The organism is Planomonospora parontospora, assembly GCA_014647935.1.
Taxonomy (GTDB): Bacteria; Actinomycetota; Actinomycetes; order Streptosporangiales; family Streptosporangiaceae; genus Planomonospora; species Planomonospora parontospora.
On the sequence record BMQD01000015.1, the window covers coordinates 169,885 to 194,491 of the forward strand.

Annotated in this window: 20 protein-coding genes; 7 read left to right on the top strand and 13 right to left on the bottom strand. The window is 73.1% G+C overall.

Annotated features, from left to right (window positions below; all coding sequences use genetic code 11):
• Nucleotides 1-28: 28 nt before the first annotated feature.
• On the bottom strand, nt 29-730 hold the full coding sequence (locus IEZ07_RS23280; RefSeq protein WP_191896664.1) for a response regulator: 702 nt from the start codon (nt 728-730) through the stop codon (nt 29-31).
• A gap of 46 nt (nt 731-776) precedes the next feature.
• The gene (locus IEZ07_RS23285; RefSeq protein WP_191896665.1) at nt 777-2,447 is read right to left on the bottom strand and encodes a sensor histidine kinase; all 1,671 of its coding nucleotides are present in this window, start codon (nt 2,445-2,447) and stop codon (nt 777-779) included.
• A 128-nt stretch (nt 2,448-2,575) separates the two neighbouring features.
• On the opposite strand from IEZ07_RS23285, the gene IEZ07_RS23290 reads away from it, so the two are divergent.
• Both IEZ07_RS23290 and IEZ07_RS23295 read left to right on the top strand, forming a co-directional pair.
• The gene (locus tag IEZ07_RS23290) at nt 2,576-3,166 is read left to right on the top strand and encodes a class I SAM-dependent methyltransferase (RefSeq protein WP_191896666.1); all 591 of its coding nucleotides are present in this window, start codon (nt 2,576-2,578) and stop codon (nt 3,164-3,166) included.
• Nucleotides 3,167-3,250: 84 nt separating this feature from the next.
• Entirely contained in the window at nt 3,251-4,432 is a 1,182-nt protein-coding gene (locus IEZ07_RS23295; protein ID WP_191896667.1) for an acyl-CoA dehydrogenase family protein, read from the top strand.
• On the opposite strand, the gene IEZ07_RS23300 is transcribed toward IEZ07_RS23295, so the two are convergent.
• Nucleotides 4,386-5,741 carry an APC family permease gene (locus tag IEZ07_RS23300; protein ID WP_204054689.1) on the bottom strand — a complete coding sequence of 452 codons (1,356 nt, stop codon included), beginning with the start codon at nt 5,739-5,741 and terminating at the stop codon, nt 4,386-4,388. The two genes, IEZ07_RS23295 and IEZ07_RS23300, sit on opposite strands and share 47 nt — an antisense overlap.
• Nucleotides 5,742-5,876: 135 nt before the next feature.
• On the opposite strand from IEZ07_RS23300, the gene IEZ07_RS23305 reads away from it, so the two are divergent.
• Nucleotides 5,877-6,341, top strand: coding sequence for an Lrp/AsnC family transcriptional regulator (locus IEZ07_RS23305; protein ID WP_191896669.1), 465 nt, complete (start codon nt 5,877-5,879; stop codon nt 6,339-6,341).
• Between the two features lie 181 nt (nt 6,342-6,522).
• On the opposite strand, the gene IEZ07_RS23310 is transcribed toward IEZ07_RS23305, so the two are convergent.
• Nucleotides 6,523-7,437, bottom strand: a complete 915-nt coding sequence (locus tag IEZ07_RS23310; protein ID WP_191896670.1) for an alpha/beta hydrolase — start codon at nt 7,435-7,437, stop codon at nt 6,523-6,525.
• Between the two features lie 37 nt (nt 7,438-7,474).
• Nucleotides 7,475-8,164 carry a gamma-glutamyl-gamma-aminobutyrate hydrolase family protein gene (locus IEZ07_RS23315; RefSeq protein WP_191896671.1) on the bottom strand — a complete coding sequence of 230 codons (690 nt, stop codon included), beginning with the start codon at nt 8,162-8,164 and terminating at the stop codon, nt 7,475-7,477.
• A 490-nt stretch (nt 8,165-8,654) separates the two neighbouring features.
• Between IEZ07_RS23315 and IEZ07_RS23320 the strand changes: the two genes are divergently transcribed.
• Nucleotides 8,655-9,770 (top strand): globin domain-containing protein, encoded by a 1,116-nt coding sequence (locus tag IEZ07_RS23320; protein ID WP_191896672.1) that lies wholly within the window; start codon nt 8,655-8,657, stop codon nt 9,768-9,770.
• 128 nt (nt 9,771-9,898) lie between these two features.
• Entirely contained in the window at nt 9,899-10,978 is a 1,080-nt protein-coding gene (locus IEZ07_RS23325; protein ID WP_191896673.1) for a WD40/YVTN/BNR-like repeat-containing protein, read from the top strand.
• Between the two features lie 82 nt (nt 10,979-11,060).
• Here IEZ07_RS23325 and IEZ07_RS23330 read toward each other — a convergent pair whose 3' ends face one another.
• The 3 genes from IEZ07_RS23330 to IEZ07_RS23340 all read right to left on the bottom strand — a co-directional run bounded on the left by IEZ07_RS23330 (nt 11,061) and on the right by IEZ07_RS23340 (nt 13,607).
• Nucleotides 11,061-12,254, bottom strand: coding sequence for a cytochrome P450 (locus tag IEZ07_RS23330; RefSeq protein ID WP_239320904.1), 1,194 nt, complete (start codon nt 12,252-12,254; stop codon nt 11,061-11,063).
• 82 nt (nt 12,255-12,336) lie between these two features.
• Nucleotides 12,337-13,095 (bottom strand): SDR family oxidoreductase, encoded by a 759-nt coding sequence (locus IEZ07_RS23335; RefSeq protein ID WP_191896674.1) that lies wholly within the window; start codon nt 13,093-13,095, stop codon nt 12,337-12,339.
• Nucleotides 13,096-13,109: 14 nt separating this feature from the next.
• Nucleotides 13,110-13,607, bottom strand: coding sequence for a carboxymuconolactone decarboxylase family protein (locus IEZ07_RS23340; RefSeq protein ID WP_191896675.1), 498 nt, complete (start codon nt 13,605-13,607; stop codon nt 13,110-13,112).
• A gap of 214 nt (nt 13,608-13,821) precedes the next feature.
• Here IEZ07_RS23340 and IEZ07_RS23345 point away from each other — a divergent pair, with 214 nt between their 5' ends.
• Nucleotides 13,822-14,760 (top strand): RNA polymerase sigma-70 factor, encoded by a 939-nt coding sequence (locus IEZ07_RS23345; protein WP_191896676.1) that lies wholly within the window; start codon nt 13,822-13,824, stop codon nt 14,758-14,760.
• A 90-nt stretch (nt 14,761-14,850) separates the two neighbouring features.
• Here IEZ07_RS23345 and thyX read toward each other — a convergent pair whose 3' ends face one another.
• From thyX to IEZ07_RS23370, 5 genes are all read right to left on the bottom strand, one after another.
• Complete coding sequence (gene thyX, locus IEZ07_RS23350; RefSeq protein WP_191896677.1) at nt 14,851-16,485, bottom strand: FAD-dependent thymidylate synthase; 1,635 nt, start codon at nt 16,483-16,485, stop codon at nt 14,851-14,853.
• Nucleotides 16,486-16,602: 117 nt separating this feature from the next.
• Nucleotides 16,603-17,769 (bottom strand): amidohydrolase family protein, encoded by a 1,167-nt coding sequence (locus IEZ07_RS23355; protein WP_084008743.1) that lies wholly within the window; start codon nt 17,767-17,769, stop codon nt 16,603-16,605.
• Between the two features lie 106 nt (nt 17,770-17,875).
• A complete protein-coding gene (locus IEZ07_RS23360; RefSeq protein WP_191896678.1) occupies nt 17,876-20,035 on the bottom strand; it encodes an anthranilate synthase component I in 2,160 nt (719 codons plus the stop codon).
• A 171-nt stretch (nt 20,036-20,206) separates the two neighbouring features.
• Nucleotides 20,207-20,989, bottom strand: coding sequence for an SGNH/GDSL hydrolase family protein (locus IEZ07_RS23365; RefSeq protein ID WP_191896679.1), 783 nt, complete (start codon nt 20,987-20,989; stop codon nt 20,207-20,209).
• 196 nt (nt 20,990-21,185) lie between these two features.
• On the bottom strand, nt 21,186-22,805 hold the full coding sequence (locus IEZ07_RS23370; protein WP_191896680.1) for an FAD-dependent monooxygenase: 1,620 nt from the start codon (nt 22,803-22,805) through the stop codon (nt 21,186-21,188).
• Between the two features lie 181 nt (nt 22,806-22,986).
• Between IEZ07_RS23370 and IEZ07_RS23375 the strand changes: the two genes are divergently transcribed.
• Nucleotides 22,987-24,549 carry a CocE/NonD family hydrolase gene (locus tag IEZ07_RS23375; protein ID WP_239320907.1) on the top strand — a complete coding sequence of 521 codons (1,563 nt, stop codon included), beginning with the start codon at nt 22,987-22,989 and terminating at the stop codon, nt 24,547-24,549.
• Nucleotides 24,550-24,607 lie beyond the last annotated feature (58 nt).

Here is a 24,607-nt window from a genome sequence, read left to right on the forward strand (position 1 = left end):
TCGTGGCCGCGAGAGGACGCTCCCGTCGTCAGCCCGGGGGCGGACCCGCCGATCCGCCGCGGGGAGGATTCCGTACCGGGCGGAAGTCCGCGCCGACCAGGCCGATCCGGTGGGCGACCACCGCCGCCTGGATGCGGTTGCGCAGGCCCAGCTTGTCCATGGCGGTGGAGACGTGGGTCTTGACGGTGGTCACGCCCACGTGGAGGGCGTCGGCGATCTCCCCGTTGGACAGTCCCGCCCCGACCAGGGAGAGCACCTCCAGCTCCCGGTCGGTGAGCCCGGCCGGGACGCGCGGGCCGGCCTGCTCCTCGGCCGCCAGGGCGCGCTCCACCACGCGGCGCAGCACGGAGGGGGCGAGCAGCGGCTCCCCCGCGGCGGCCCGGCGCACGGCGTCGACCATCCGCTCCGGCTCGTCGTCCTTGACCAGGAAGCCGATCGCCCCGGCCCGCAGCGCCGCGTAGACGTTCTCGTCCTCGGCGAACGTGGTCAGGATGACGATCCGCGCGGCGGGCCAGGCCGCCAGGATCCGCCGGGTGGCCTCCAGCCCGTCCACCCGGGGCATGCGCAGGTCCATCAGCAGCACGTCGGGGCGGAGCCGCTCGGCGTGTTCGACGGCCTGCGCGCCGTCCACGGCCTCGCCGCAGACCTCCATCTCCCCTGCCGCCTCCAGGAGCATCCGCACGCCCGCGCGCACCAGCGCCTGGTCGTCGGCGACGACGACCCGGATCACGGGGCCTCCTCCCCCTGCCGCCGGGACTGGGCCGCACCGCGCCCGCTCACACCGTCTCCTCCTCCTCGCGACGCCACGGCAGCAGTCTGTACTGCGGCGTCATCCCGCACGAATATCCGGCCGGATGGCCGGGGCGCTCCACCGGGAGCGTCGCCGCCAGCCGCCAGCCGCCGTCCGGGCCGGGACCGGCGGACAGGTCCCCGCCCAGAGCGCGGGCCCGCTCGCGCATGCCCGCGATGCCCTGCCCCGAGGAGGGCAGCGCGTCGCGGGGGCCCGGCGGCGGGCCGCTGAGCACGTTCACCTCCAGCGCGCCGCCGGCGTCCCGCAGCTCGACGGTCGCACGGGTGCCGGGCCCGGCGTGCTTGAGGACGTTGGTCAGGCCCTCCTGGACGATCCTGGCGGCCGAGGCGCGCGTCACCAGGGGGACGGACTCGGTCCCGGGGTCGAGGCGGAGCTCGACCTCCAGCCCGGCGGCGTTCATCCGCTCCACCGCGTCGCGGACCACCTCCTCGGGGTCGGCGACGGGCAGGTGGGCCAGTTCGGGGTCGCGCAGCACGTTGAGCAGGCCCCGCAGGTCCTCCAGCACCTGGTGGCCGGTGGCGCGGATGTCGGCCAGCGCCTCGGCCACCGGCCCCGACGGCGCGGCGTACTGCGCGGCACCGGCCCGCAGCACCATGGCGCCGACGTGGTGGGCGACGATGTCGTGGACGTCGCGGGCGATGCGCTCGCGCTCGGCCAGCAGGTCGGCCCGGGCACGCTCGGCGGCCAGCTGCCTGGCCTCCTCGGCCATGGCCAGCTGCAGGCCCGCGGCGGCCCGCCGGACGCCGAGGTAGCGGCCGATGATGACCGGCGCGGCCACCATGGCCATCAGGGCGGCGATGCGCAGCGGGGTCACCTCGGCCAGTTCGTCGTCGACGATGTTCAGCGCGGTCACCCCGGCGGCGAGCAGGTAGGCGACGGCGGTCCAGGACCACGAGGCGTACATCGCGAAGGCGCCCAGCGTCACCAGGAACAGGCCCTGCAGCGAGTTCGCGGCGAACTGCGCGTTCTGGTCGGCCAGCAGCACCAGTACGGCCTGCAGTGCGAAGGCCGTGCCGGGGAGCAGGCGGACCAGCCCGGCGGTGAGCCCGCAGCCGATCACGAACCAGCCCACCCCCCAGACGGGCCACGGCCCGGCGTCCCAGCCGGTCCAGGTGTCCAGGACCATGAAGGCCACCCCGCCGCCGGCCAGCAGCAGGTCCAGGCCGGGCCGGCGCTCCACCTCGGCCACCGCCTCGATGGGGCTGCGCAGGTAGCGGCCGACCACGACCGGGACCGCGCTCATCCCGAGCGGGAAGTACCAGGTGGCGGCGGTGAGGGCGGTCGCCGGGTCGGCGAGGTTGACCGCGGTGGCGGCGCCGGCCAGGACCGCGCCGGGCACGATCCGGCGCCAGGCGTCGCGGTGGGCGAGGATCCCCACGGCCACCGGGAGCAGGATCTGCGCGGTGTCGGTGGTGAACGCGGGGAACCGGTCGCCGACGATCAGGAAGGCCGCGTAGTAGGCGCAGACCACCAGCGGACCGCGCCGGACGAACCCCATCGGAGCCCCGGCCAGCAGGGCGAGCGCCGCCGCGGCCGGCCACGGCGCGGGCTCGCCGGTCTTGCCGGAGACGACGAGGCCGAGGGCGATCCCGGCGAGCGCCAGAAGGACGTCCGGCACCGGACCGCGGGATCTCATAGCGAAAAGGTATCCGCCCGCGCAGGCGGTCCGCTCATCCTCCCGAAGGGCGGCGCCTCCTCCTACTGGCCGGAAGATCGGCCGAATGACCGGTAATCAACGGCCAAAGAACCCTTAACCTTCACATCATGACCAATGACACCGCGGTCTTCCTGGGGCAGTGGATGCGGGCCCCGGGGACCACCGGAGCCGTGGCACCGAGTTCCCGCCGGCTCGCCGAGGCCGTGACCGCCCCGATCCCCCACCGGGGCGATCCGGTGATCGTCGAGCTCGGCCCCGGCACCGGCGCGTTCACCGCGGAGATCCAGCGGCGGCTGGGCGGCCGGGGGCACCACCTGGCGGTCGAGATCAACCCGAAGCTGGCGGAGTTCCTCGCGGCCCGCCACCCCAAGGTCGACGTCGTGGTCGCGGACGCGGCGGAACTGCCGGACCTGCTGGAGCGGCGGGGCTTCCTCCAGGCCGACGCGGTCGTGAGCGGGCTGCCCTGGGCCGCGTTCTCCGAGGGGACGCAGGCGAGCCTGCTGGACGCCGTCGCCGCCGTCATGGGGCCGAACGCGGCCTTCACCACCTTCGCCTACAGCTTCGCCAAGCACCTGCCGCCCGCGCGGCGCTTCCGGCGGCGCCTGCACGACACCTTCGAGGAGGTCGTCACGGGCCGGACGGTGTGGGGGAACGTCCCGCCGGCCTTCGTGTACCACGCGCGGCGCCCGCGCGCGTGACCCTCGCCTTCTGACCGAACTTCGTTCTACCATTGCGTGCGCAACCGGTTCTCTGCGCACGCGACCAGGACGGAGCCGATCAGGGTGGACTTCACTCTTCCGGAGAGCGCGCTGGCCGTACAGCGCGGCGTCGCCGACATCTGCTCACGCTACGACCTCGACTACTGGCAGCGCTGCGAGTCCGACAAGCGCTGGCCGGAGGAGGTCTGGGCGGAGCTGGCCAAGGGCGGCTGGCTGGGGCTGGCCGTCCCCGAGGAGTACGGCGGAGGCGGCCAGGGCCTGCTGGAGCTGGCCGTGGCCACCGAGACCCTATCCGCCTCCGGCGCGGCCGGGGGCTCGGCGTTCACCTACGTCCTGACCCCCGGCTTCGGCGCGATGACCCTGGCCCGGCACGGCAGCGCCCGCCAGCGCGAGGAGCTGCTGCCCCGGCTGGCCACCGGCGAGATCGAGACCTGCTTCGCCCTCACCGAGCCCGACGCCGGCTCCAACGCGCTCGGCATCTCGACCTCCGCCCGCCGCGACGGCGGCGAGTTCGTGGTCAACGGCCAGAAGATATGGATCACCGGCGTGCAGCGCGCCGCCTGGATGCTCCTGGTCACCCGGACCGTGCCCGCCGCCGAGGCCCGCCCCCGCACCCACGGCCTGACCGTCCTGCTGGTGAACGTGCCCGAGGCCGTCGCCGCGGGCCGGCTCTCCTACCGGCCGATCCCCAAGATGGGCGCCAACACCACGCCGTCCAACACGGTCTTCATCGACGACCTGCGCGTGCCGGCGGCGAACGTCGTCGGCGAGGTGGACCAGGGCGCGCGGGTGCTGTGGGACATCCTCAACCCCGAGCGCATCCTGCTGGCCGCCTCCGCGCTCGGCGGCGCCGAGGTCGCGCTGCGGGCGGCCGTGCAGTACGCGAAGGAGCGCGAGGTCTTCGGCCGGCCGATCGGCGCCAACCAGGCCGTCGCCTTCCCCCTCGCCCAGGTCAAGGCCAAGATCGAGCTGGCCAGGCTGATGCTGTACAAGGCGGCCTGGCTCTTCGACGAGCGGCGGCCGTGCGGCACCGAGGCCAACATCGCCAAGCTGACCGCCTCCCAGGCGGCCTGGGAGGCCGCCGACCACGCCTTCCAGACCCACGGGGGCATGGCCTACTCGCTGGAGTACCCCGTCGCCCGGCTGCTGGCCGACGCCCGCATCGGCAGGGTCGCCCCGGTCACCGAGGAACTGCTCCTCAACCACCTGGCCACCCAGGTCCTCGGCCTGCCGCGGAGCTTCTGACCCGCACCCGCCCGGCGGCCGCCGCGCCCGCCGCCAGCACCAGCGGCACCAGCAGGTACGGCCCGCAGGCGGCCAGCAGCGCCAGGGTGAGCACCGTGGCCACCGCCGCGGTCCGCCGCCAGGCCCCGGACAGCAGGCGGGTCGCGGCGGCGACGCCGACCGCGGTGACCGCGGCCAGGCAGGCCGAGGTCGCCCGCATCAGCGGGTCGAGTCCGAGCCCGGAGCCCGCCACCGCCGCGGTCACCGCGCCGGAGAGCACGGCCAGCAGGAGCAGGCTGCGATGCGGCACCCGGCCCGGGTCCGCGTCATGCCCCACCCGCGCCGGGCCCGCGCCGTGCCCCACCCGCGCCGGGCCCGCGCCGCCGGCCAGCCAGGCGGGCAGTGCGCCGTCGCGGGCCAGCGCGGCGCCGAGCCGGGCGCCCCCGGCCACGTAGGTGTTGATCGCGCCGAAGCTCAGCAGCAGGGCCGCTCCGGCGGTGACCGGCCCGGCCAGGCTCCCGGCGCCGTGCTCCAGCAGCAGGGCGAGCGGGACCGGTGAGACGGCCGCCCGCCCGCCGAGCACGCCGATCACGCTCACCGCCAGCCCGGTGTAGAGCACGCCCACGACCGCCAGGGTGAGCACCGTGGCCCGCGGCAGGTGGCGGCGGGGATCGGCGAACTCGGCCGACAGGTGGCTGGCCGCCTCCCAGCCGACGAAGGCGAAGAACAGCACTCCGGCGGCCCGGGCGACCCCCTCCGGTCCGTGCGGGGCGAACGGCGTGAAGTTGCCGGGCCGTACGGCGGGCAGGGCCGCCGCCACCGCCGCGACCAGGAGCGCGACGAGCAGGACCGCCAGCAGGAGCTGCAGCCCGCCGGAGAACCGCAGGCCCGCGTGGTTGGCGGCGAACGCCGCCGCCAGCAGCCCGCAGGTCACCGCCAGGGTCCCGCCGGCGCCCAGCCCCAGGGCCGAGGAGACGTACTCGGCTCCGATCAGGGCTCCGGCCGGCACCCCGACCGGGACCGCGAAGTAGAACCACCAGCCGGTCACCGCCGCGGTCCGGGCGCCGAAGGCCCGCGCGGCGAACGCCGCCACCCCGCCGCCGTCGGGGAAGCGGCCGCCCAGCGCGGCGAAGGTCAGCGCCACCGGCGCGCTGAGCGCCAGCAGCGCGGCCCAGGCCACGATCGAGGCCGGTCCGGCGGCGGCCGCGGCCAGGTGCGGCAGGGCGAGCACGCCGGGCCCGAGCACCGCCCCGAGGAGCAATGCCGTGCCCTGTCCCGGCCCCAGCCGGCCGCCCGGCCCCGCACCGCCGGTCCCCGGCGTCCCCGCCACTCGCGTCGCACTCGTTTCCGGCACCGCACACCGGCCTTCCCATCGATCGGTCATATGCCAGGGAAGGTAGCCAGACGAACGAGCAAAACGGTCTTCAATCGAACGTTCGACCAGAATCACGGCAGAATCACCGTCATGGACGAACTTGATACGGAAATCATCCGCCTTCTCCAGACGGATGCGCGGCGGTCCAACCGGGAGCTCGCCCGGCTGCTCGGCGTCGCCCCCTCGACCTGCCTGGAGCGCGTGCGCGCGCTCACCCGGCGGGGGGTGATCCGCGGCTACCACGCCGACATCGACCACGCCGCCCTCAACCGGAGCGTCCAGGCCATGGTCTCGGTGCAGGTCCGCCCGCTCAGCCGGGCCGTCATCGACAGCTTCAAGGAGTCCGTCAGCGCCCTGCCCCAGGTGCTGAGCGTCTTCGTGCTGGCGGGCGGCGACGACTTCCTGCTCCACGTCGCCGTGCAGGACCTGGACCACCTGCACGGTTTCCTGCTCGACCGGCTCAGCCAGCGCCGCGAGATCGCCGGGTTCCGCACCTCGGTGATCTTCCAGCAGGTGCGGAACCCGGTGCTGAGCCGCCTGCCCGACCCGGCGTGAACCGGAGCCGGAGGCCGGGCCGCGGAGGGGCCACGGACGGGCCACGGACGGGCGCCGGAGCGGCGTCCGGAGCTACGGGCGTCCGGCGTCCGGGGGCTACGGGCGTCCGACGTCCGGGGGCTACGGGCGTCCGGCGGTCAGCGGGCGCGGCACGGGCGTCCGCCGCCCGGAGCCCGGTCCGTCAGGCGAAGGCCTCCTTCAGCCGCGCGGCCGCGTACTCGCGCGCCTCGGCCGCCTGGTCGAAGAAGCCGGGCAGGCCGAAGAAGCCGTGGATCGCCCCGGCGTAGCACCGGTACTCGACCGGGACCCCCGCCGCCGCGAGCCCGGCGGCGTACGCCTCGCCCTCGTCGCAGAGCGGGTCGCACTCGGCGGTGAGCACCGTGGCGGGGGCCAGGCCCGCCTTGTCGGCCAGACGGAGCGGGGCCAGCCGCGGGTCGGCCGGGTCGCCGCCGTACTGCGCGGCGAACCAGGCCATCTCGTCGGCGCCGAGCCCGTAGCCGGTGGCGTAGGTCCGGTAGCTGGGCGTGTCCATGGCGACGTCGGCTACCGGGTAGACCAGCACCTGGTGGGCCAGGCGCAGCCCGGCGTCCCTGGCCTGCCAGGCGGCCACGGCGGCGAGGTTGCCGCCCGCGCTGTCGCCCAGCACCGCGATCCGCCCCGGGTCGGCGCCGTAGGCGGCCGGACGGGCGAAGACGTCCCGGACCGCGGCCAGCGCGTCGTCGGCCGCGGCGGGGAAGGGATGCTCCGGGGCGAGCCGGTAGTCCACCGAGACCACCACCGCGCCGGTGCGCACGGCCAGGTCCCGGGCGAGCGCGTCGTTGCGGGCCACGCTGCCGAACACCCAGCCGCCGCCGTGGAAGTAGACGATCACCGGAAGCGGGTGGTCGCCGTCGTCAGCCCGGTAGACGCGCACGGGCACGCCCGCCGCGCTCCCGTCGCGCACGACCGGGAGCGGGACCACCGGTCCCCGCTGCTCGGCGAACCCGTCCAGGGCCCGCATCCCGGCGATCGCCTCAGGGGTGAGCTCGGCGAGGGGCGTGCCGAGATCGGTGGGGAAGAGCTTCAGGTAGGCCTCGGCCTGGGGGTGCAACGCCATGGCCGCACCCTACTCGCCCGGATCCGGCCTCCGGCGCTCAGTGGGCGGCGGCCTCGACCAGGGCCTCGATCAGACGGTTGTCGTCGCCCCGCTCCGGATGCCACTGCACGCCGACCGCGAAGCGGTGTCCCTGCAGTTCGACGCCCTCCACGATCTGGTCGTCCGCCCAGGCCACCGCGAGCAGACCCGTCCCGAGCCGCTTGACGGCCTGCCGGTGCGGCGCGGTCACCTCCGCCCGGTCGCCGAGCGCCTTGCCCAGAGCACTGGACACGCTGATCTGGACGGTGTGCGGGCGGCCCGGCTCGCCGTGCCGGTCGTGCCCGACCACCTCGGGGAGCCAGGGGATCAGGGTGCCGCCCTGGGCGACGTTCAGCACGTGCATGCCCCTCGCGACGGCGAGCAGCGGCAGCCCGGCCTGCACCGCGGAGCGGGCCACGGCCAGCTCGAAGCGGTCACGGTGCGGCTGGGGCCCGTCCAGGCGCCCGTCCGCGGCCGCGCCGTACAGGCCGGGGTCGAGCTCGGTGCCGCCGGCCAGGATGAGCCCGGACAGGCCCGCCGTGTAGCCGTCGATCCCGCCCAGGCCCAGGGGCGGGAGCAGCACCGGGGCGCCGCCGGCCTTCTCCACCGCCCGGACGTAGGACGCGGGTGACAGGACGGCCTCGCGGACCCAGGTGCCCCAGCGGGCGGCCTCGAGGTAGGCGGTGATACCGATCAGGGGTCGGGACATGCGTCCTCCAGGGCCATGCGCGGGGTCACGCCGCCCGGCGCGGGCGGCGCCCATCCCATCTCCAGCAGCACCCCCATCATGGCGCACAGTATTTGCGCTATGTCACACATCCCGGGTATCGGTGTCGTCTCGCCGGGAAGCCGCCTCCGTCGCCGACGGCGGGGGGTTGAGGGCACGGAGGGCGTTTCGGCGGGCCCGACAATGGTTTTCACCTTAATTGAATCACCCTCTTTCCGGCGAATGTGATTCTTATTCGCTTATTCACTAAAAGCGGGCACGCCTATCACCGACAATGACCAATCGACTACGGCAAGTTAGTTTCCGCATCATATTGGCGGGAAACGGTTGTGACGTCCAGAGGGTGATGGAAGACTTAAATTCGAGCGACCAGGGGCGCCGGGGCCGCGGGCCGCTCGTCACCCGGAACCGCCAGGGAGGTGGATCTGCACGACCGGACACCGGTCCGGTCAATGAGGTTGGGTTCCGTCACATGTCATTGAATCCGCGTCTCGTCAAGGAAAGCTTCTCCGTCGTCGAGCCCGTCGCGGACAAGGCCGCGGCGTACTTCTACGGCCGCCTGTTCGCCGAGAACCCGCACCTGCGGGGCATGTTCCCGCCGGCCATGGACGTCCAGCGCGACCGGCTGTTCGGCGCTCTGACCAGGATCGTCTGGAGCATCGACAGCCCGGACGGCCTGGCGTCGTTCCTCGGCCAGCTCGGCCGCGACCACCGCAAGTACGGCGTGCTCGCCGAGCACTACACCGCGATCGGCAACGCCCTGCTGGCCACGGTCAGGCGCTTCGCCGCCGAGATCTGGAACGCGGAGATCGAGGCGGCCTGGGTCGCCGCCTACACCGCCGCCGCCAACACGATGATCGAGGCCGCCGAGGCCGACGCCGGGGTCTCCCCCGCCTGGTGGCTGGCCGAGGTGGTGGACCACGAGCGCCGCACGCCGGACATCGCGGTGATCACCCTCCAGCCCGGCCAGCGCATGCCGTACCTGCCGGGGCAGTACGTCAACGTGCAGACCGCGCGCTGGCCCCGGGTGTGGCGGACGTACTCCATCGCGAACGCCCCGCGCGAGGACAACACCCTCCGGCTGCACGTCCGGGCGGTCTCCGGCGGCTGGGTGTCCACCGCGCTGGTCGAGCACACCCGGATCGGCGACACCCTGATGCTCGGCCCGCCCGTCGGCACGATGACGCCCGCCGACTCCGGCCGCGACCTGCTGTGCGTGGCGGGCGGCACCGGTCTGGCGCCGATCAAGGCCATCGTGGAGCACGTGATCGCCTCGGGCCGGCGGCCCAACATCCACCTGCTGCACGGCGTGCGCCACTCGCGCGAGCTCTACGACCTGCCGGACCTGATCCGGATGGAGTCGGGCTTCCCCTGGCTGCGCGTGCTCCCCGTGGTCTCCGACGAGCCCGGCTACGACGGGATGCGCGGCCGGGTGCCCGACGTGGTGGAGCGGTTCCGCTCGTGGGCCGAGCACGAGGTCTACGTCTGCGGGCCCTCCGCCATGGTCGACGAGACGGTCCGGCGACTGCAGTACGGCGGGGTGCCCCTGGCGCACATCCACAGGGACATCGCCCTGGGCGAGCTCTGAGCACACCCCGCGTCTTTCGGATCCCCCTCCAAAACGACTTTCCGTTCGAATGCGGAACGTTGATCCGATAAAGCGTGCGATACGGTTCGCACCGTGCGAGCATGGGGCCGACGAGATAAGGAGACGACATGCACGACGCACTCCTGGCCATCGGCACCCGCAAGGGGCTGTTCCTGGCCCGCTCCACCGGCGGCGGCCCGTTCGAGGTCGATCCGGTCCGCTTCTCCACCATCGGGGTCTCCGCGGTCGCGATCGACACCCGGAGCCCGTCGCCCCGCCTCCTCGCCGGCATCGAATACGGCCACTTCGGCCCGTCCGTGATGTGGTCGGACGACCTCGGCGGCACCTGGCAGGAGGCCGAGCAGGCCCCGATCGCCTTCCCCGAGGAGACCGGCGCGGCGCTGGAGCGCGTCTGGCAGCTCCAGCCCTCCCCCAGCGAGCCCGACGTCGTCTGGGCCGGAGTCGAGCCGGGGGCGCTGTTCCGCTCCGAGGACCGCGGGATCACGTTCTCCCTGGTCGAGGGCCTGTGGAACCACCCGCACCGGGCCCAGTGGCATCCCGGCGGCGGCGGGCTCTGCATGCACACCGTGCTGCCCCACCCCAGCGACCCGAAGACCATCGCGATCGCCGTCTCGACCGGCGGCTTCTACCGCAGCACCGACGGCGGCGCCTCCTGGGAGGCGGCCAACCAGGGGATCCGCGCGCCGTTCCTTCCCGAGGGGTCGCAGTACCCCGAGTTCGGCCAGTGCGTGCACAAGGTCACCGGCCACCCGGCCCGGCCCGAGCGGCTCTTCCTCCAGCACCACTTCGGCGTCTACCGCAGCGACGACTTCGGCGGGTCCTGGACCTCGATCGGCGACTCGCTCCCGTCCGACTTCGGCTTCCCGATCGTCGTGCACCCCGAGCGGCCCGACACGGTCTACGTCTTCCCGCTCAAGGCCGACATGGACCGCACCCCCGTCGACCACCGCTGCCGGGTCTTCCGCAGCGACGACGCGGGCGGCTCCTGGCAGGCCCTGAGCACCGGCCTGCCCGAGGACCCGGTCCACTCGACCGTGCTGCGCGACGCGATGTGCGCCTCACCTGCGGGCGTCTTCTTCGGCACCCGCGACGGCGAGGTGTACGGCTCCCGCGACGACGGGGAGAGCTGGTTCACCGTCGCCCGGCACCTGCCGGACGTGCTGACCGTGCGCGCCGTGGTGCTCTGATGTGCTGAGCCGGCAGCTCACCGACGGCGTGAAGCGAGCCGGGTGGGTGAGGCGCCGGCTCTCTGCTCACCAGGTCACCAGGTCACCAGGTCACCCGCAGCGTGTGCACGCCGTACACGAGGCTGAAGACGCGGAAGTCCACCTGCTCCTCCGGATCGGCCAGAGCGAGGCCGGGGAAGCGCCGCAGCAGCGCTGGGAAGGCGATGCGCATCTCCATCCGCGCCAGCGGCGCCCCGAGACAGTGGTGCACCCCGTGGCCGAAGGCGACGTGGCCGGAGGCTCCCCGGGTGATGTCGAGTGTCTCGGGATCGCCGACGAAGGCGGGGTCGCGGTTGGCGGCGGGAAACGAACAGATCACGAGCGATCCCGCGGGGACGGCATGCCCGGCGATCTCCACATCCGTCGTGGTCGTGCGCGGCGGCAGCGACTGCACGACGGACACCCAGCGCAGCAGCTCCTCGACTGCGGACTCGATCAGCGCCGGATCCTCGCGGATCATCGCCATCTGGTCCGGGTGCCGGAGCAGGGTCAGGGTGCCCAGGCCGAGCATGTTCGAGGTGGTCTCATGCCCGGCCAGCAGCAGAAGTCCCGCGACGCCGATCAGCTCGTCGGTGCTGAGATCGTGGCCGTGCTCGCGCACCAGCATGCCCAGCATGTCCTCGCCCGGGTCGGCTTGGGCGCGGGCGACCAGGTCGGCCATGTAGGCGCGGTCCTCCAGCTGCGCCGCGACGCGTTGCTCCATCGGCAAGGAGGTGTCCAGCAGCCGCACGGAACGCTCGTGGAATCCGGCGCGGTCGGCATGCGGCACGCCCAGCAGCTCGCAGATCACCAGCGACGGCACCGGCAGCGCGAAGTGCTCCATCAGATCGGCCGGCTTGCCGACCCGCTCCAGATCGTCCAGAGCCGCCTGGACGATCTCGGTGATCCGCGGCTCCAGCCTGCGCATGCGCCGTACCGTGAACTCCGGGGTCAGCATCCGGCGCAGGCGCGTGTGCTCGGGCGGGTCGAATCCGATCAGCTGCCCGGCCTGCATCGTGGCCAGCTCGTCTGCGTTCAGCTGCCCGGATCCCGGGAACGGTGTCAGTGCGCTGCTGAACCGTGCCGGATCCGCCAGCACCTTGCGGACGTCCTCATGGCGGCAGACCACGTACGCGGGCACGCCGAACGGCGTCTTCACCCGCACCACACCCTCGTTGTCACGGGCCCGGGCCAGTTCCTCGACAGGGTCGAGCCCGTTCCGCCGCATGTGCAGCGGCAGTTCCAGAGCTTTCGCCACCTTCTGTCCTTTCATTCGGTGATTGCGGGAGACCGTCAGGGGCGGCTCTCGGCCACGGGCGGGACCGGGCCGTACGACCGGCTCAAGACCGGCTGTCGAGCCACTCCTGGAAGGTGGGTCCGGCGAGCTTGGCGTGCGGGCCGGGCAGGAAGGCGCCGTCGGCGGCGAGCTCGGCATCGGGCACGCCGGAGCCGTCGACGCCGACGACCTTGACGCCGCGCCGGGCGCCGAGGAGCCGGGCCGCCTGCGCCATGGTCTCCTTGCGGGGTCCGGCGATCTCGGGGATCGGTGCTCCCGGGGTGGGCTCGCCGGGAGCGAGGGCGAGGTCGACCAGTTCCTCTGCCACGGTGCGGCAGGCCACCAGTTGGGTGGGCAGTGCCGGGATGCGGGCGACGTCGCCCGGCTGCCAGTCCAGGAGCTGGCCGACGAACTCGTGGAACTGCGCGGCCCGCAGGATGCGGACGGGGAGCGGGCCGGACAGCAGGAGCTCCTCGTGCGCCTTCTTGGCTGCCAGGAAACCGGCGGTGGCCTTGTCGGCGCCGATGATGGAGGCCACGACGATCCGGGCGGCCCCCGCCTGCCGGCCGTACTCGTGCAGATTGCGGGCCGACGTGCGGAAGAACTCCGTCGCCGCGGCCTGCTCGGAGGAGTGCCACGAGGCGACGTCGATGATGACCTCGGCCCCGGTGAGGGCCTCGGCGAGGCCCTCACCGGTGATGACGTCCACACCGGTGGCTCGGGACATCGGCACGACCCGGTGCCCCCGTTCGGCCAGGACGTCGACGACGTGGCGTCCCAGCCGTCCGGTCGCTCCCGCCACCGCGAACGTGATGGTGCTCATATCGGGTGCCTTTCTTACTCGCTGTAGTTCTGGCCGGGGGGCATGCCGGGGATCGGCTTGGCGATGAGCGCGACGGGGGTGAAGAAGCCGATGTGGGCGATCGCCATGATGAGCGTCCAGAGCGCCTTGTCGTCATAGTGCGCGGACGCCTTGGCGTACAGCTCGTCGGGGACGCGTTCCCCGGACGGGTTCGGGGTGAGGACCGCCTCCACGAGTTCCAGCGCGACCCGTTCGGCTTCGGTGAAGCAGGTGGCGTCCCGCCAGGTGGCCACGGCGGTGATGCGCTCCTCTGATTCCCCTGCCTGGCGGAGGTTCCCGGTTTCCCGGATGGTGAAGTACGTGCTGCCGAGGACCTGTCCGGCGCGAAGTTGCAGCAGGTGTACGGTGACCTGCGGAATCGAGCCGTTCTTGATGACCTTGTGCAGGCCTTCGCCGACTACCGCCAGCTCGGGGACGAACGGCAGGGGGTTGGGCATACGCGACCGGAGGCCGGTCGCCACAGGTGTGGACATGGTGAGGTCTTCCCTTCTCGGTCTCAACTCGTGATGTCGGGTGCCGTACGGATCGTTTGCGCGGCGTCCTGACGGAAACGAGACGTCGGCGCCCCGATCGCTGTGACAGTGCGGCCATGTGACATAGGTCACCTGCCGTGGGTGTTACGGAGCGGTGCGAACCGGCGTCCTAGTGCCTGGCGCAGGGCTGAGAACGAACAGGCAGGAGCCGGGCGTGAACGAGCGCAGCGAACGAACCGCGGACACGGCCGAGCCGCTCGATCGTGCCGACCGCGTGGATCCGGCCACCGAGGCGTTCGTCGCTCACCGCAGCCTGCTGTTCACCGTCGCCTACGAGATGCTCGGTTCGGCCGCCGACGCCGAGGACGTCCTGCAGGAGAGCTGGCTGCGGTGGGCGGGCGTCGATCTGGCCACCGTGCGCGAGCAGCGCGCCTACCTGGTGCGGATCGTCACCCGGCTGGCACTGGACCGGCTGCGCGCGCTCGGCCGCCGCAAGGAGTCCTACGTCGGGCCGTGGCTGCCCGAACCGCTGCTGACCGCACCCGATGTGGCCGAGGACGTCGAACTCGCCGACAGCGTCTCGATGGCGATGCTGCTGGTGCTGGAGACGCTCCAGCCGACCGAGCGGGCGGTGTTCGTGCTGCGCGAGGTGTTCGGCCTGGAGTACGACGAGATCGCCGAAGCCGTCGGCAGGAGTCCCGCCGCGGTCCGCCAGATCGCCTACCGCGCCCGCGCCCGCGTCGCCGCGCGCCGGCCCCGCGGCGTCGCCTCCCCGGCCGAGGCCCGAACCGCGCTCCAGGCCTTCCAGCGAGCGGTCGAGACCGGCGACCTGCAGAGCCTGCTCGACATCCTCGCCCCGGACGTCGTCGCCCTGAGCGACGGCGGCGGAGTCAGACACGCCCTGCCGCGGCCCGTCGTGGGGGCCGGCAAGGTGGCTCGCCTGCTGGCCGCCGGCTGGTGGAAGCGCGACGCCGAACGGTCGGTCGAGCTGGTCCAGATCAACGGCGGCCCGGGGCTGCTCGTCCGCGTCGACGGGGAGATCGACGGCGTGCTGGCGGTGCGGGTCGAGAGCGGCTACGTCACCGGCGCGTACCACGTGCGCAATCCCGAGAAGCTGTCGCGCCTGGAGCAGGAGACTCCCGTAAGCCGCTGAGCCGGGACGACTTGCAGGACCTTTCGCGGCGATTCGCCCCGCCCCTCCAACGCATGATCGCCGATCTGCCGACCATGCGCAGCGCGGAACCTAGGGGGCGACGCGGCCGTTGGCGACGAAGGCCGCGTGGGTGAGCGGCATCAGCTCCGCCCAGGCGGCCTCCATCTTCTCGGCCACCATCTCGATCTCACGCTGCGGGAACGACGGCACCCTGGCCTGCTCGCTCTTGGTGCGCAACGACAGGAAGTGCATCAGCGAGCGGGCGTTGCACGTGGCGTACATCGAGGAGAACAGCCCGACGGGCAGCACCGCCCTGGCCACCTCGCGGGCGACCCCCGCCTCCAGCATCTCCTGGTAGGCGGCGTACGACTGCCGGTAGGCCGACTCCATCGCCTCGGTGACGACCTTGTGCTGCTCCGCGGTCCCCTCCACGAAGACGTACTTGCCCGGCCGCCCTTCCTGCACCAGCTTGCGCTCCGCACCGGGAACGTAGAATCTGGGCTGAAGCTCGCGGTACCTTCCGCTCTCCTCGTTGTACGAGTTGTGGACCACGACTCCATTGGCGAGGAAGTTGTGCCATGGGCCTTCGACCGCCAGGTCGTACGTCATCTCCTCACCGTCCTCTTCGATCGAGGCGATCGGATCAGGCTTCGCAATGGAGATCTTCCCGCCGCGCTTCGCCAGCGCCTGTTCGGAGTCGGTCTTCTTGCGGTGGCACGGCCGGCACGCAGGCGCGAGGTTGCGCTCGTCAAGCGCTTTCAGCAGATCGGCGGCCACCGGAACGACGTGGTCGAGCGTGAGATCCTCTCGGGGAAACACGCCGGAGCACACATAGCAGGTGTCGGCCTCTTTGATGAGCCGGAGGCGCTGCATGGAGGTCCAGACGCCGATACCACGCCGCAGCGACGGAGGAACCAACCCCTCGGACGGGCGCGGAGCCGTCCCGGCCACCATGAGGTCGTCTCCGACCTTCAGCTCACCGGCCTTCCGCCAGCCGTCCGGCGTGAGCATCGCGTGATCAATGGAACATCTCACCGACTTGCCGCCGACCGTGGTCAGCCGGATCAGTCTCTTGACGCCGGACTCCATGACGTCCAGGATCTTCGCACGTGATGCCAGGAGGGTCGTCTCGTCATAACAGCGCGCATGGTTACGGTGGACCGAATCGAGCTTCCTCAGCCGCTTGGAGGGGTTCGCTGCTCTGAACGCGGCCACCGCGCTTTCGGCCGACTCCTTCGTGTCATGCAGACCCAGATAGTGAAGCTCGCCCGCAAGCCGTACCTGCGCGTTCCATTTCCCCGCCTTGGCCCGCCATGACACACCTCCCCGGATCCGGGGAAGGGTGTCCTCGACCCCGTGGTGCCAGAGACGGTACAGCTCCGCGATCGTCCGCCTGCGGACATGACCTTTCTCGCTCACCAGCGTGATCTCCGAGTCCCCCGCCAGGCACCAGCCCACTCTGTGGCGGTGGAACTCCCGGAAGACGAAGATCGGCGCGCTGACGAGGAAGGTCATCGAGTTGTGCTCGAACGGGCTGCCGTGCCGGTCCCGCATCAGATAGTTGATCAGTCCCCTGGACCGCTCCGGGTCCTTGCCGATCTCGTCCAGGGACTGCTCCCCCGCAGTGGACACCCGGGCCGCCCAGAGCACGTCGGTGTCCGAAGCACTGTGCTTGACCAGCTCCACGGTCACGTCGTTCAGAAAATGCGGCTGGCTGTCGTCCACTCGGAAGAACCTTTCAGGATAGGTGAAATGGGTCGCCGACCACCCTAGAGTCCCCCTGCCGCGGAGTCGCACCGGGGGCTCGATCGGCTTTCTCACCTGCCAGGAACCACCTGACGGCTACAGCCGGTAGACCCGGCGGGCGTTGCCCGAGCCGATCATGTAGGCCACCCGGGCCGCGTCGGAGGCGCTCCACTCGTCGGCCGCCAGCCGGAGCGCCAGGGCCCTGGCCAGAGCCCTGCGGTGCTGCAGCGCCCCGAGGTAGCAGGTCTCGGCCACGCCGTGGGCGTGGGAACCGAACAGCTGCTTGTGGAAGGGCGCCAGCTCCAGCAGCTCTTCGATGACGGCGTCCGCCCCGGCGCGGGCCGGAGCGCCTCCGACGTCCACGTAGACGTGCGGGAAGGCGGCCGCCAGGTGGGCGGCCTGGCGGTGGAAGGGGCGGCAGCCGAGCAGGATGACCGGCACGCCCATGGGCTGGAGCGCCCGGACGAATCCGGCCATCAGCGCCGGGTCGGCCCGGTGCGGGGCCGCCTCCGGCCCGCCGTGCCCGGTGTGGAACTGCAGCGGCAGGCCGCCCGCCCGGGCCACCTCCACCGCGGTCCAGAGCAGGTGGCGCAGGAGCACCGGGTCGGCCAGCGGCTCCTTGGGGTCGGACAGCCTCCGGTTGGCCGCCGCGATGACGGCGCCCCGGCTCGGCCTGGCCGGATCGAAGTCGAGGCCGTACCGGTGGGCGATGGCCGAGGCGAGCCCGGCGGCCCGCGCGGCCCGGTCCGCGAGCTCGCCCTCCAGGGCAGAGATGTAGGAGACGCCGGCACCCGAGGTCTCGGCCACCTCGTGCTCGATCTGCTCGATCCGGACGATCTCGTCGGCGGCGGCCTCGCCGTGCCTGCCCGTCTCGGTCACCGAGAGCAGCTCCGGTGACTCCGGGGAGGTCTCGACCAGGAAGGCGGCGACCCCCGCGCCGCGCAGCATCCGGCGGTTCACCTCCTCCGCGCCGAGTTCGGCGCGGCGGGCCAGGTAGACGGCGGGCGGGGTGTGCGGTTCCAGGTCCAGCAGCGGGGCGCACCAGCGCCGGATGGCGGCGCCGGCGGGCGTGTCGAAGTGGGTCGTGCCGGGCGGAGCGGGGGCGTCCGCCTCGGTGATCAGCAGCTCGAACCGGGCCCGCACCAGGTCGTCGCGGCGCACGCCGCGGCAGTGGTGGTCGACGAGCGGCGCCAGCAGTGCCTCCCGGACGGCGTCGGGCAGTGCGACGGGCAGCCCGTCGGGCAGCGCGTCCTGCGGTCGCATCGTCGGCTCCTCTCACATGCCCGCGGGCGGACCGGTCCGACCGGTCCGCCCGCAGCCCTATGTCAGGAGTAACTGTACGACCACCGAGCGTGTCCGTGCCGCCGTTTCAGGCCACCGGCCGGGACAGCTTCAGGACGTTGGCGATGATGCGCGCGCCCGCCCCGCCCTCGGCCGTGAGGATCGACTCGGGGTGGAACTGCACCGCGAAGCGGCGCCGTGCCACGTCCTCGATCGCCATGACCGCGCCGTCGGGGGTGAGCGCGGTGACGGTGAAGCCGTCGACCCCCGGCTGCTTGGCGTGCAGCGAGTGGTAGCGGGCGGCGACGAACTCCTCGGGGAGGCCGTCCAGCAGGGCGCTCCCGCCCATCCGCTTGACCTGCCCGCGCTTGCCGTGCTCGGGGTAGGACAGCAGCTCCAGCGTGCCGCCGGCCTGCTCGACCATGCCCTGCAGGCCGAGGCAGACGCCGAAGACGGGCAGGCCGCGGGCGTAGAGCGCGTCGACCAGGGCCGGCAGGCCGAAGTCCGACGGCCAGCCGGGGCCGGGTGAGAGCACCACGAGCGAGGGGTCGATCTCGTCGATCATCTCGGCCGGGAAGCCGTGCCGGAGGGTGACGACCTCGGCGCCCTGCTGCCGGAAGTAGTCGGCCAGGGTGTTGACGAAGGAGTCCTCGTGGTCGACCAGGAGCACCTTCATGCCCTCGCCGGGCCGCTCCGGCGCCTGCGCCGCGGCCGGTGCGGGGGCCGCCGCCCCGGCCTCGGCGGTCCGGGCCGCGACCGCGGCGAGGGCGCCGAGCAGGGCGCTGGCCTTGAGCTCGGTCTCCCGCTCCTCGGCGTCGGGGTCGGAGTCGAACAGCAGCGTGGCCCCGGCCCGCACGGTGGCGACCCCCTCCCTGATCTGCGCGGTGCGCAGGGTCAGGCCGGTGTTCATGGAGCCGTCGAAGCCGATGTAGCCGACCGCTCCGCCGTACCAGCGGCGGGTGGTGGCCTCGTGGTCCTCGATGAACTGCATCGCCCAGGTCTTGGGGGCGCCGGTGACGGTGACGGCCCACATGTGGGTGAGGAAGGCGTCGAGGGCGTCGAACCCGGGGCGCAGGCGGCCCTCGATGTGGTCCACGGTGTGGATCAGGCGGGAGTACATCTCGATCTGCCGGCGGCCGATGACCTGGACGCTGCCGGGCACGCAGATGCGGGACTTGTCGTTGCGGTCCACGTCGGTGCACATGGTCAGCTCCGACTCCTCCTTGACGCTCGACAGGAGGGTGCGGATCGCCTCGGCGTCCTCGACCGGGTTGCCGCCGCGGGCGATGGTGCCGGAGATCGGGCAGGTCTCCACCCGGTCGCCGCTGACCCGGACGTACATCTCCGGGGAGGCGCCGACCAGGTGCTCGCCCTCGCCGAGGTTGAACAGGAACTCGTAGGGCGCGGGGTTGGCCTTGCGCAGTCCCCGGTAGAAGGCGGCCGGGTCGGTGCAGGGGGCGTGGAAGACCTGCCCGGGGACGACCTCGAACAGGTCGCCGCGGACGAACTTCTCCTTGGCCGCGGCGACGACCTTGGCGTAGGCGCCCTTGGCGGGGTCGGCCGGGAGCTCGGCGGGGGCGGGCGGCAGCGGGACGCTCTCGCCGTCGCGGGGCAGGCCGTGCGTGGAGACGCCGTCCACGGTGAACTCGTAGCGGTATTCCTTGCTGGTCTCCCGCTTGCGGTCGATCACCATGATCCGGTCGGGCAGGTGCAGCACCAGGTCGCGCTGGTCGGCGGCGCGGGTGAGCACCTGCCGGATCGGCTCGAACTGGAAGGCCAGGTCGTAGCCGAAGGCGCCGTACAGGCCCAGGTGCTCGTTCTCGCCCTTGAACGCGGCGATGACCTCGCGGATCGCGGTGAAGACCGTGGGCCGGCGGCTGCGCATCTCCTCGGGGAGGATCTCCGCCGACTCCGGGACGTGCACCTCGACCCGGTCGGCGGCCGGCTCGGAGACCGGCTCTCCGGCGGCCAGCAGGCAGGAGGCGACCGCCGGCAGCACGACGCGGCCCCGGGCGTTCAGCGCCCGGGCGGTGACGGTGCGGCCCCTGGCCACGATCTCCAGGCAGGGATCGACGTAGGCCAGGTGCCACCGGCTGTAGCGGCCGGGGTACTCCATCCCGGAGGAGAGGACGCCGCCGCGCCGCTCGCCCAGCGTGCTGACGACGTCGTCGAGCACGGTCTCCGGGACGTCGGCCGTCGCGACCTCGACCCTGATGCCTCCGGCGGTGGTATATCCGCTCGTCTCCACTGCAGTCTCGCCCCTCGTTGGTGTTTTTCCGATGCCAGGGAGGCGGACGCAGAAAAGGCCGCCTCCCCGGGCGGCCGTCCCTCTGCTCGCGTGTGCGAAACCTGCGCCGCCTAGAAGCGGCGCCACCACTGAAGGGTTCCGGGGTTTCGCATGCCCGCAAGAGTACCGGCGTCAGCCGTGGTCAGGCAACATCATCGACACGGGAGCGAGCTCGGGTCGCTTGGCGCCCAGACCGTCGCCGGAGGAGCGGCCCTGCAGGCGGCGGTTGACCCACGGGGCCAGGAACATGCGGGCCCAGCGCAGGTCCTCCTTGCGCGCCTCGGCCCACACCGACGGGCCCAGCGGCGGGTACGGCTCGCGCCAGTCCTCCTCGGCGGGCAGGCCGAGGGCCTCGGCGGCGCGCAGCGCGATCCTGCGGTGGCCGTCGGCCGACAGGTGGAGGCGGTCCTCGCTCCAGGCGCGGCGGTCGCGGAGCACGCCCATGGCCCACAGGTCCACGAGGGTGCAGCCGTGCCGGGTGGCGATGTCGTGGATGTGCAGGTTGTAGACGGCGATCTTGTGGTGGACCAGGCGCATCACCGGGACCTGGCGCAGGTCGAAGCCGGTGAAGAGCAGCACCCGGGCCCCGGTGGCGCGCAGTCTGCCCACGGCGGCGTCGAGCTGGGCGGCGATCGCGTCGGGGTCGCCGCCGGGGCGCAGGATGTCGTTGCCTCCGGCGCAGAGCGAGACCAGGTCCGGCGCCAGGGCCTCGGCCTGGGGCACCTGCTCGTCGGCGATGCGGCCGATCAGCCGGCCCCGGACCGCCAGGTTGGCGTAGCGGAACCCCGACTCGCGGGCCGCCAGCAGTTCGGCCAGCCGGTCGGCCCAGCCCCGGTAGCGGTCGCCGCCGAGGTGGTCGTTCAAGCCCTCGGTGAAGCTGTCCCCAAGAGCGACATACGAGGTTATTGATGACATGTCGCAGTAGTTTGCCGCGCTCTCCGCTCCTTACGCGACCGTAGCCGCCCGGCCCGCCGCCACCGGCGTCGACCGGCCCGGGCAGGCGGCGCCCACCGTGCCCACCGTGCCCAGCGCGCCCGTACGGCGCCGGACGGGTCGCGCCCGCCGTGTCCGGCGTCGGCCGGACGGATCGCGCCCGTCACGTCAGGCGGCGTCAGCCGGGCGGCCCGCCCAGCCGTACGCCCAGGTCGTCCGCGGCGTCCCGCGGGTCACGGCCCCGGTAACCCACGTGGCGGTCGGGCCGGATGACGTAGACCGATCCCGGCTCCGCGGCGTAGCGGCGGTGCAGCAGGCCGTCCGGGTCGGACAGGTCGCCCGTGCCGTCCGGGGCGACCACCCGGGCGACCAGGCGCGGGCCGTACCGGCCCTCCAGTTCCCGCGCCGCGCGCAGCAGCGGCTCGGCCGGGGAGCCCGCGGTGAAGAGCAGGGCGGTGTGGTGCGTGCCGCGCAGCACCTCGTGGAGCCGGTGCACGCCTCCGCCCAGGACCGGGGCGTCCCAGGCCCGGCCGCCCGGGCCGGGCCCTCCGTGCCACCGTCCGTCCTGGCCGCAGATCGGGCTGCCCGGGTAGCCGACCCTCAGCTGGGAGATGGCGCCCACGAGCGTGCGCCGGGCCGACGGGCGCTCCAGCACCGCGGGGGCCAGGTGCCTGAGCAGGTGCCGCCGCACGAACCTGGCGGTGGCGGAGGCCGCGACCGCCAGTCCGAAGGCCCGGTCGGTGGTGCGCAGCAGCGCGGCTCCCACCGGGTGGCGCTCGGCGTGGTAGGTGTCGAGCAGGCCGTCCGGCGTTCCGGCCGCGGCCAGGGCGAGTTTCCAGGCGAGGTTGTAGGCGTCCTGGACGCCGGTGTTCATGCCCTGGCCCCCCGCCGGGCTGTGGATGTGGGCCGCGTCCCCGGCCAGGAACGCCTGCCCGGACCGGTAGCGGCGCACCCCGCGGCGGTGCAGGCGGTAGCGGGAGACCCAGTTCGCCTCGATGATCCTGGCGGGGACCGGGAGCCGCTCGTCCAGGAGGCGCTGGAAGTCCGCCAGGGCCGGGTCTCCCCGGCCGGGCGGGACGTCGCCGAAGACGCGGAAGCGGTGCTCGCCCGGCATGGACCAGGCGGCGAGGATGCCGCTGTCCTCGAAGAGCGGGCCGCCGCCGGGGAAGAGGTAGAGCTCGCCGTCCGGGAGCTCCCAGTCCAGCCGGGCGTCGGCCATGATGAACTCCCGGCCGTAGGTCGTGCCCTCGAACGGGATGCCCGCCTGCTCCCGGACCGTGCTGTGCGCGCCGTCGCAGCCGACGATCCAGCGGGCGGCGGCCCGCTCCACCCGCCGGTCCGCGTGGCGCAGCAGGGCGACCACCCCGCCGCCGTCCCCGTCCCCGGTCTGCCGGTAGGACTCCAGGGCGACGCCGCGCTCGACCTCCACGCCCAGGCCGGCCAGGTGCCGGGTGAGCAGCGCCTCGGTCCGGTCCTGGGGCAGCATCAACGGCCGCGGATAGGCGGTGTCCAGCTCGGGCGAGCCCGACAGGTCCGCGTCGAAGCGGAGTCGCACCGGCCGGGGGCCGGGGAACACCGCGGTGAAGGCGTCGACCTCCCGGCCCTCGGCCAGCGCCTCCGCCGCGACCCCCATGTCGTCGAAGACCTCCAGCGTGCGCGGCTGGACGACGAGCGCCCGCGAGGTCGGCGGGGGTTCGGGGGCGCGCTCGACCACGCGCGGCGCCAGGCCGTGGCGGGCCAGCTCGGCCGCCAGAGTGAGGCCGGTGGGGCCCGCGCCGATCACCAGGACGTCGGTCATGGGACCAGCATTGTTCATCAAGCGATGAAATAAAAGCACCCGGCATGTCTTGCCGGTTCGCAACCTCAGGCGCGAGCTTTGTTCTATTACCAGCGGGTAAGAAACCGGACGAGGAGGACATATGGTTACGACATGGCCTAGTTGGCCGGGCCGGTCCGCCAGGCCTCAGACCGCGCACCGGGTGGCGGTCCAGCGTGACCTCCCGGTCCCGATGCCGGACGGGGTGGTCCTGCTCGCCGACCGCTACGTCCCCCGGGGAGCCGTCCGGCCGCCCACCATCCTGATCCGCTCGCCGTACGGCAGGCGCGGGATGTTCGGGCTCATGTACGGCCGGGCCTTCGCCCGGCGGGGCTTCCAGGTGGTCATGCAGAGCTGCCGGGGGAGCTTCGGCTCCGGCGGCCTGCCGAGCCCGCTCGACGAGCACGACGACGGACTGGCCACCCTCGCCTGGCTGCGCGGGCAGCCCTGGTACGGCGGGAGCCTGGCGATGCACGGCCCCTCCTACCTCGGCTACGCCCAGTGGGCGATCGCCGCGGAGGCCGGTCCCGACCTGAAGGCCATGGCCACCTCGGTGACCGCCTCGCAGTTCCGCGACGCCGCCTACGTGGGCGGGGCGTTCGCGCTGGAGTCGTCGCTGATCTGGACCACGCTGACCGCCTCGATCGACAGCCCCTTCGGCGCGCTGACGGCTCCGCGCAGGACCCGGCGGGCCGCGCTGTCGGGGCGCCCGCTGGCGGAGCTGGACGTGCTGTCGGCGGGCCGGGCCGTGCCCTTCTTCCAGGATCTGCTGACCCACCACGCCGACCCGGCCGCCTACTGGGGCAGGCGCGACTTCTCCGCCTCGGTGGGCGAGGTGGAGGCCGCGGTCACCATGGTCGGCGGCTGGTACGACGTCTTCCTGCCCTGGCAGTTGAAGGACTACCTGGCGATGCGGGCCGCCGGGCGGCGGCCGCAGCTGACCATCGGCCCGTGGTACCACGCGGACGTGCGGCAGACCCGGGCGGCCAACGCCGACGCGCTGTCCTGGTTCCGGGCCCACCTCATGGGAGACCTGTCGGGCCTGCGGGAGCAGCCGGTCCGGCTCTTCGTCACGGGCGCGGACGAGTGGCGCGACCACCCCGACTGGCCGGTGCCGGGCATGCGCCCGCAGCGCTGGCACCTGCGGCCCGGCGGCGGGCTGGACCCGGGCGGCCCGGAGGACTCCGAGCCGGACCGCTACCGCTACGACCCGGCGCACCCCACCCCGGCGCTGGGCGGCCCGGTGCTGCTGGGCAACTCCGAACCGCGCGACAACCGGCGCCTGGAGGCCCGGCGCGACGTGCTCGTCTACACCGGCCCCGAGCTGCGCGAGGACACCGAGATGATCGGCCCCGTCTCCGCCGAGCTGTACCTGCGCTCCAGCACCGGGCACACCGACGTCGTGGTCCGGGTCTGCGACGTGCACCCCGGCGGCGCGTCCTACAACGTGTGCGAGGGGGTGCGGCGGCTCACCCCGGGCGACCCGGTGCCCGACGCCGACGGCGTCCGCCGGGTCGAGGTGGACCTGTGGCCGATCGGCCACCGCTTCCGCCGCGGCCACCGCATCCGGGTGCACGTGGCGAGCGGCGCCTACCCCCGCGTCGCCCGCAACCTCGGCACCGGCGACCCCCTGGGCACCGGCAGCGCCATGGTCATCGCCGACCAGGAGGTCTTCCACGACCCGTCCCGCCCCTCGGCGGTCGTCCTGCCCCTCGTCCCCCGCTGAACCGCGTCCCTCCCGCCGGCCGCGATAATGCCGAAGATCGGTGAACGGAAACGGTGAG